The following is a 7,623-nucleotide window of genomic DNA, read 5'->3' on the forward strand; positions in this document are numbered from 1 at the left end:
CCGAAGGCCTGCGCACGGTGTTGATCGAGACGACTGCGACGGGCGGCCAGGCCGGCCAGAGCTCGAGGATCGAAAACTATCTCGGCTTTCCCGACGGGGTATCCGGTGGCCAACTGGCTGAGCGCGCGCGCAGACAGGCGGAGAAGTTCGGCGCGGAACTCATCACCGCCCGCACGGCCACTGCCCTGGAGATCAGCGGACCAAAACGCACGATTCGGTTCGCTGACGGTGGATCCATCGACGCGCACGCGATCATCGTCGCCACCGGCGTCGCCTACAACGAGCTGACGGCGGACGGCTGCGAAACGTTGAAAGGTCGCGGTGTGCACTACGGGGCCGCAGTGTCGATCGCCTCGGAATGTGAGGGCGAAGAGATCTACGTGATCGGCGGGGCGAACTCCGCCGGCCAGGCCGCGATGTACCTGTCCCGTGAGGCCAAATCCGTCACGATCGTGGTGCGTGCGCCGTCGCTGGAGGCGTCGATGTCGCACTACCTGATCGAACAGATCGAGCAGCGACCTAACATCACTGTCCGTACCTGTACCGAAGTGCAGTGCGCCATCGGAAGCGATTACCTCGAACGACTGACTCTGATCGACAACCGGACCGGGCAAACCGATGACGTCAGCTGTGCCCGGATGTTCATCTTCATCGGCGCCGCACCGCGCACCGAGTGGCTCAAGGACGTGCTCGCCCGCGACGACCACGGCTTCATCCTCACCGGCCCGGATCTGCGCAACGTGTGCGGCTGGACACTGGACCGGCCACCGCACCACCTCGAGACCAGCGTGCCGGGCGTGTTCGTCGCCGGCGATGTGCGCTCCCAGTCCGCGAAACGAGTCGCGGCCGCGGTGGGGGAAGGATCCATGGCCGTGATGTTGGTTCACCGTTACCTGGCGGAGTCATGACTACCCGGCTCCCTTGCGACGCAGACGAATTGCGCACCCTGTTCCTGTTCGAGAAGCTCTCTGACGAGCAACTCGAGACCCTGTGCGTCAACGGCCATATCCAGGAATTCCAGCCGGGACCAATCATCGTTGAGGGTGAGCCGGCGACCTGTTTCTACGTTCTGATCGAGGGCGAGCTGGCGATGTCGAAGCTCTCCGGCGGTCAGGCCATCGAAACGAACCGGACATCACAGCGCGGCGTCTATTGCGGCGCTTGGCGGGCGTTCACCGGCGGGAACCAAAAGCTCTACGACGCGTCGGTGCACGTGACCAAGCCGTCGCGGTTCTTCGTCATGGATGCCCCGGTGTTCGCCCAGTTCATGCGGGATGAGTTCCCGATGGCGGTGCACCTGCTCGACGGGATCGCGGTGGGCACCGACCGGACCCGCCGGATCATCGACAACCGGGAGAAGCTGCTCGCGCTGGGCCGGTTGTCGGCCGGGCTGACCCACCAGCTGAACAATCCGGCCGCGGCCATCGCACGGGCCGCCGACGAGCTGCGCGGCCGGATCTCCCGCATGCGCGGGAAATTGGTGATGCTCGCCGACGGCACCGTCAGCGCTGAGACGCTGAACGCATTGGTGCGGCTGCAGGAGGCGGTCGCCGAGCAGGTCGCCAAATCGGCGTCGCAGCACCTGACCGCGATCGAATCCACCGATCGCGAGGACGCCGTCGGCGAGTGGCTCGAGGACCACGACATCGACGGCGGGTGGGACATCGCACCGACACTCGTCGAAGGCGGCGTCGACACCGACTGGCTGGAGCGGATTGCCGCAACCGCCGAGGAATTGGATGCTTCGGCCTCGGTGGAGGAGGCGGTCCGCTGGATCAGCTACACCATCGAAAGCGAACTTCTGATGAACCAGATTTCGGAAGCGAGCAAACGGATTTCGGCACTGGTCGCCGATGCCAAGCAATATTCCCGGATGGACCGGGCTCTGTTCGACGTGGCCAACGTGCACGAACTGCTGCGCAGCACGCTGGTGATGTTCGCCGACCGATTCGGCAAAGACGGCAGTAAGAACGGCAGCGCGATCACAGTGGTCAAGGAATTCGACCATTCGCTGCCCGAAATCCCTTGCTTTCCAGGCGATCTCAACCAGGTCTGGACCAACATCATCGACAACGCGCTGGCGGCGATGCGCGAGAAGGGCGGCACACTGACCGTCCGCACCGGCAGGGAAGGCGAGAAGCTCGCCCGCATCGAGATCTGCGACACCGGGCCCGGTATCCCCGATGAGGCGCGCGAGCACATCTTCGAGCCGTTCTTCACCACCAAACCGGTCGGCGAGGGCACCGGCCTCGGGCTGGATTTGGCGTGGAACATCGTCGTGAAGAAACACCGCGGGGATTTGCGTGTGGAGTCCGTGCCTGGCGATACCCGCTTCATCGTGTTGCTGCCCCTGGAAAAACCGCGCGTCGAGGATTTGACCGATCCCGATCTGGATACAGAACTGACGGAATAGACCGCATTACGGCGCAGGTTGGAGACAGCATGACTGATACTGCTGCGAGCAAGCCCAATCTTGGCCGGTTCGGATCGTTCGGACGCGGCGTCACGCCTGCACAGGCCAAAGACATCGAGGCCCTGGGTTACGGGTCCGTCTGGGTCGGTGGTTCGCCGCCGGCTGAGCTGGCGTGGGTAGAGCCCATCCTCGAAGCGACGACGACGCTGCAGGTAGCCACCGGCATCGTCAACATCTGGTCGGATGCGGCAAAGCCGGTGGCCGAGTCGTTCCATCGCATTGACCGCGCGTACCCGGGCCGTTTCCTGCTGGGTATCGGCGTCGGCCACCCTGAGGCGGTCACCGAATACCGCAAGCCCTATGACGCACTGGTGGAATACCTGGACCAGCTCGACGAACACGGCGTTCCAGCCAATCGTCGCGTCGTCGCGGCCCTGGGCCCACAGGTGCTGAAGCTGTCGGCGCGGCGTAGCGCGGGCGCGCACCCGTACCTGACCACGCCGGAGCACACCGCCCAAGCGCGCGAATTGATGGGGCCATCGGCGTTTTTGGCGCCCGAACACAAGGCGGTGCTGACCACGGATCCGGAGAAGGCTCGCGCCGTTGGCCGCCGGGCGCTCGATATTTATTTCAACCTGGCCAATTACCGCAACAACTGGAAGAGGCTGGGGTTCTCCGAGGACGAAGTCAATCGGCCCGGCAGCGATCGGCTGATCGACTCGCTGGTGGCATACGGCACCCCGGAGGCGATCGCGGCGCGGCTGACGGAACACCTCGACGCCGGTGCCGACCACGTGCCTGTGCAGATCCTGACCAAAGATGAAAACCTGGTGTCGGCTCTGGCCGAACTGGCCGGCCCGCTGGGACTGAATCCGGCGTGACTGACCAGAGGGGAACTAGATGACTGAGGGCGCTTCGCTGAAACTCGACCTGGGTCGATACGGCGTTTGGCTTCCCAGTCGATCTGTCAGCCCGAACCTCGCCCAGCAGATCGAGGCGCTGGGTTACGGGGCTGCCTGGATCGGCGGATCACCCGACGCCGACCTGGCGTGGGTGGAGCCGGCGCTGGCGGAGACGACGTCGCTGCAACTGGCGACCGGGATCATCAACATCTGGGCATCGCCGGCCGCCGCAGTGGCCGAGTCCTATCACCGCATCGAGAACGATTACCCGGGCCGGTTTTTGCTCGGTATCGGCGTGGGCCACCCCGAACACACCGGCGATTACAAGAAGCCCTACGACGCACTCGTCGAGTATCTCGACGAGCTCGACAGCGCATCGGTGCCGACGAGCCGACGGGTACTCGCTGCCCTGGGCCCCAAAGTGCTCTCGCTCTCCGCGGAACGCAGCGCCGGCGCCCACCCGTACCTGACGACGCCGGAACACACCGCCCGAGCACGCGAATTGATCGGTAACACCGTCTTCCTGGCCCCCGAACTCAAGGTGGTGCTGACCGGCAATGCCAACGAGGCGCGTGAAATCGGCCGGAAAACCGTCGACTTCTACCTCGGCCTGAGTAACTACGTGAACAACTGGAAGCGGCTCGGGTTCACCGATGCCGATGTCCGTAAACCCGGCAGTGACAAGCTGATTGACGCCGTCGTCGCCCACGGCACGTCCGGGCAGATCGCCGCACGCCTCAACGAGCATCTCGAGGCCGGCGCCGATCACGTGGCGATCCAGGTGCTGGGCGGGCCCGACGGCAAGCTGGTGGGCGCACTGGAAGAGTTGGCCCGAGCACTGGGTTTGACACCTCCGAGCTGAGGGCCGCGCTAGGGTTTGCTCCATGCGGCTGCTGGTCACCGGTGGCGCCGGGTTCATCGGCGCCAATTTCGTGCACGCCACCATGCGCGACCACCCCGAAGACGCGGTGACGGTTCTGGACGCCATGACGTACGCGGGCAGCCGCGAATCACTGGCTCCGGTCGAAGACCAGATCAGGCTGGTACAGGGCGACATCACCGACGCGGAACTCGTTACCCAATTGGTCGCCGAGTCGGATGCGGTGGTGCATTTCGCGGCCGAAACCCACGTGGACAACTCGCTGGCCGATCCCGCGTCGTTCCTACAGACCAACGTGGTCGGGACGTTCATCATTTTGGAAGCGGTACGCCGGCATCGGGTACGGCTGCATCACGTGTCCACCGACGAGGTCTACGGGGATTTGGAGCTCGACGATCCGCAACGGTTCACCGAGTCCACGCCCTACAACCCGTCGAGTCCCTATTCGTCGACCAAGGCCGCCTCCGACCTCTTAGTGCGGGGCTGGGTGCGTTCCTACGGCGTGCGCGCGACAATCTCGAACTGCTCCAACAACTACGGGCCATATCAGCACGTGGAGAAGTTCATCCCGCGTCAGATCACCAATGTCCTCACCGGGCGGCGGCCGAAGCTGTACGGCGACGGGGCCAACGTCCGGGACTGGATCCACGTCGAGGACCACAACGACGCGGTACGCCGTATCCTCGACGGCGGTCGGGCCGGGCATACCTATCTGATCGGCGCCGACGGTGAACGCGACAACCTTTCGGTGCTGCGGACTTTGCTTGAGTTGATGGGACGCGATCCCGACGACTTCGACCACGTCGTCGACCGCGTCGACCACGACCTCCGGTATGCGATCGATCCGTCCCAGCTGAGCAACGAATTAGGCTGGGCGCCAAAGCATACCGATTTCGCTGAAGGGCTGCGCACGACCATCGAATGGTATCGCGACCACGAATCCTGGTGGCGGCCCCTCAAAGACGCCGCCGAGGCTCGCTACGAACGACAGGGTCAGTGACGTGCAGGTCCGGGAATTGGACATAGCCGGAGCATGGGAAATAACGCCGGCGGTGCATCCCGATTCGCGTGGGCTGTTCTTCGAGTGGCTCACCGACCACAGTTTCACTGAGTTCGCGGGGCATCGCCTGGATGTCCGGCAGGCCAACTGCTCGGTTTCGGCGGCCGGCGTGCTGCGCGGGCTGCATTTCGCGCAGCTGCCACCGAGTCAGGCCAAATACGTGACTTGCCTGTCCGGCTCGGTGTTCGATGTCGTTGTCGACATCCGGGTGGGCTCGCCGACTTTCGGCCGCTGGGACGCAGTGGTTCTCGACGACCGCAGCCACAACACGGTCTACCTCTCCGAGGGTCTGGCGCATGGTTTCCTTGTGCTGCAAGATAATTCGACGGTGATGTACCTCTGTTCAGCGGAGTACAGCCCGCAACGCGAACACACCATCTCCCCCACTGACCCGGTGCTGGCGATCGACTGGCCGAGCGGGCACAAACTGCTGATCTCCGACCGCGACGCCGCCGCACCTACCTTGGACGAGGTGCGCGCCGGCGGCCTGTTGCCGAGTTGGGACGAAGCCCGGGCTTTCGTTGAGGGCCTGCGCAAGAGCTAGAAAAACGGCGACGCCCGCTCGATGGGCGTCTCCCGCTGCGGGACAGTTTGATTCCGGCCCATCCGGGTACCCCGTACCGGGGTCGAGCAGGTGCCCCCTTTCGGCGCCAAGGAGGTCGTCATGCTTCATCAACTGTTGCTTGCCAGCTACAGCCAACCGGAGGCCGCGGGTTTCATTTTGCGCGGCATTCACGGCATTTTCGTCGCGATCGGTAGTGTCATCGCGGCGATCGTGTGCGCACTGGTCGCAGCGACCAAGGGCCGCAACCCATTTGGCTGGGGCATCCTCGGTTTGCTTTTCAGCATTCTGACGCTGATCGTGATTGTTGTGATCCCGTCCAAGAAGTAGCCGCGGACACTGCCGATGCAGCACGCTCGACCCGCTGCTCGGCTTAGACTTTCGCCGTGTTCTCGGAAACGCGGTATGCGCTGAACGGGGACTTGCGCGTTGCCTATCGCGCGTCGCCCGAAGGCGAACGCGACATCGTGCTCATCCCGGCGTTCTTTAGCAACTGTGAGGACTTGCCTGAGCAGCCGTCTCTTCGAGGGTGGGTTGAGGCGATGACATCGCTCGGTCGGCTGATTTTCTTCGACCAGCCGGGCATCGGAGTGTCTGATCCCGTCACGTCGGGCGCGCTGCCGACTTTGGAGCTATGGGCCGACAGCATCACTGCGGTGTTGGATGATCTCGGGAGTCGTGAAGCGGTGCTGGTCGCGATGTCCGGCGCGCTCCCGGCGGGGGCGCTGTTTGCGGCGACACATCCGTCGCGCACAGCCGGGCTCGTCGTGCTGGAGAGCTACGCGAATCCGATGGCTGAGCGCACCACCGAGGGACCCGCAGCCGAGCAGACCGCTGACGCCATGGCCGCCATGTGGGGCACCGGGGAGATACAGCATGTCCTGAATCCGGACATGCCGTGGAACGAGGAGATCCGGGCAGCGTGGGCACGCTATGAACGCCTGGGGGCAAGCCCAGGGACCGCTGCTCGCATGATGTCTCTGCTGGCCGAAACGGATGTACGGGCGTTGCTTCCCACAGTCCGTGTCCCGACACTCGTCCTCCATCACACCGATGACGCCGTTTTCCCGCCCGAGTGGGGCAAGGACGTCGCTGATCGGATACCTGGCGCGAAGTACGTTGAGCTTCCAGGGTGCAACATGCTCCACATCGTTGAACCTGACTGGCGAGCGTCCTTCCAGGAGATCGCTGAGTTCCTCACCGGCAATCAGGCCGGTGTTGCCGACGACCGAGTGCTCGCCACATTGCTTTTCACCGACATCGTCGACTCGACGCGCCGGGCCGCAGAGATCGGGGACCGCGACTGGCACGCGCTGCTCGACGCTCACGACGCGGTTGTGCGATCGCAGCTGGCACGGTTTCGTGGCCGCGAAGTGAACACCTCGGGCGACGGCTTCCTCGCCATGTTCGACGGCCCGCAGCGAGCGATCCGCTGCGCCATGGCAATTCGTGACGCGGTGCAAGCACTGGGCATCCAGGTCCGAGCTGGGTTGCATACCGGCGAGTGTGAGGTCCGCGGCGATGACATCGGTGGGATTGCCGTGCACATCGGCGCACGGGTGAGCGCACTGGCAGGACCGAACGACGTGCTGGTGTCCAGCACGCTGCGCGACCTCGTGATCGGGTCAGGACTCCAGTTCGAGGACCGCGGCGCTCACCAACTCAAAGGCGTTCCCGGCGAATGGCGTCTCTTCGCCGTTGCCTCTAGTCAAGTCCGCTGACCCGCGATCAGAAGGGCGGCGGTTCGTCGTCGCTGGCGGGCGGTGCGGGTCCGCCGCAGGCCGCGTGCTGCGCAGCTTGCCGCGC

At 64.5% G+C, this 7,623-nt stretch carries 8 protein-coding genes; all 8 read left to right on the forward strand.

Annotated elements, in window-relative coordinates; all coding sequences use genetic code 11:
- Positions 1-908, forward strand: a 908-nt coding sequence (locus WAN02_RS06665) for an NAD(P)/FAD-dependent oxidoreductase (protein WP_422263376.1), incomplete at its 5' end; no start/stop codon positions are given.
- On the forward strand, positions 905-2,413 hold the full coding sequence (locus WAN02_RS06670) for an ATP-binding protein (protein WP_422263377.1): 1,509 nt from the start codon (positions 905-907) through the stop codon (positions 2,411-2,413). The genes WAN02_RS06665 and WAN02_RS06670, both read left to right, overlap by 4 nt.
- 29 nt (positions 2,414-2,442) lie before the next feature.
- Entirely contained in the window at positions 2,443-3,294 is an 852-nt protein-coding gene (locus WAN02_RS06675) for an LLM class F420-dependent oxidoreductase (RefSeq protein WP_422263378.1), read from the forward strand.
- Positions 3,295-3,313: 19 nt separating this feature from the next.
- Positions 3,314-4,177 carry an LLM class F420-dependent oxidoreductase gene (locus WAN02_RS06680; RefSeq protein ID WP_422263379.1) on the forward strand — a complete coding sequence of 288 codons (864 nt, stop codon included), beginning with the start codon at positions 3,314-3,316 and terminating at the stop codon, positions 4,175-4,177.
- 22 nt (positions 4,178-4,199) lie between these two features.
- Positions 4,200-5,195, forward strand: coding sequence for a dTDP-glucose 4,6-dehydratase (gene rfbB, locus WAN02_RS06685; RefSeq protein ID WP_422263380.1), 996 nt, complete (start codon positions 4,200-4,202; stop codon positions 5,193-5,195).
- Between the two features lies 1 nt (position 5,196).
- A complete protein-coding gene (rfbC, locus tag WAN02_RS06690) occupies positions 5,197-5,799 on the forward strand; it encodes a dTDP-4-dehydrorhamnose 3,5-epimerase (RefSeq protein ID WP_422263381.1) in 603 nt (200 codons plus the stop codon).
- 120 nt (positions 5,800-5,919) lie between these two features.
- The gene (locus WAN02_RS06695) at positions 5,920-6,147 is read left to right on the forward strand and encodes a deoxyribodipyrimidine photolyase (protein WP_422263382.1); all 228 of its coding nucleotides are present in this window, start codon (positions 5,920-5,922) and stop codon (positions 6,145-6,147) included.
- Between the two features lie 56 nt (positions 6,148-6,203).
- Positions 6,204-7,538, forward strand: a complete 1,335-nt coding sequence (locus WAN02_RS06700) for an adenylate/guanylate cyclase domain-containing protein (RefSeq protein WP_422263383.1) — start codon at positions 6,204-6,206, stop codon at positions 7,536-7,538.
- Positions 7,539-7,623: the final 85 nt, after the last annotated feature.

This window comes from Mycobacterium sp., from assembly GCF_049281135.1.
In the GTDB taxonomy this organism is placed as follows: Bacteria; Actinomycetota; Actinomycetes; order Mycobacteriales; family Mycobacteriaceae; genus Mycobacterium.

Excerpts from the sequence above, each read along its gene's own strand:
- WAN02_RS06670 (WP_422263377.1), top strand. The coding sequence starts at position 905 with ATGACTACCCGGCTCCCTTGCGACGCAGACGAATTGCGCACCCTGTTC.
- WAN02_RS06675 (WP_422263378.1), top strand. The coding sequence starts at position 2,443 with ATGACTGATACTGCTGCGAGCAAGCCCAATCTTGGCCGGTTCGGATCG.
- WAN02_RS06680 (WP_422263379.1), top strand. The coding sequence starts at position 3,314 with ATGACTGAGGGCGCTTCGCTGAAACTCGACCTGGGTCGATACGGCGTT.
- rfbB (WP_422263380.1), top strand. The coding sequence starts at position 4,200 with ATGCGGCTGCTGGTCACCGGTGGCGCCGGGTTCATCGGCGCCAATTTC.
- WAN02_RS06695 (WP_422263382.1), top strand. The coding sequence starts at position 5,920 with ATGCTTCATCAACTGTTGCTTGCCAGCTACAGCCAACCGGAGGCCGCG.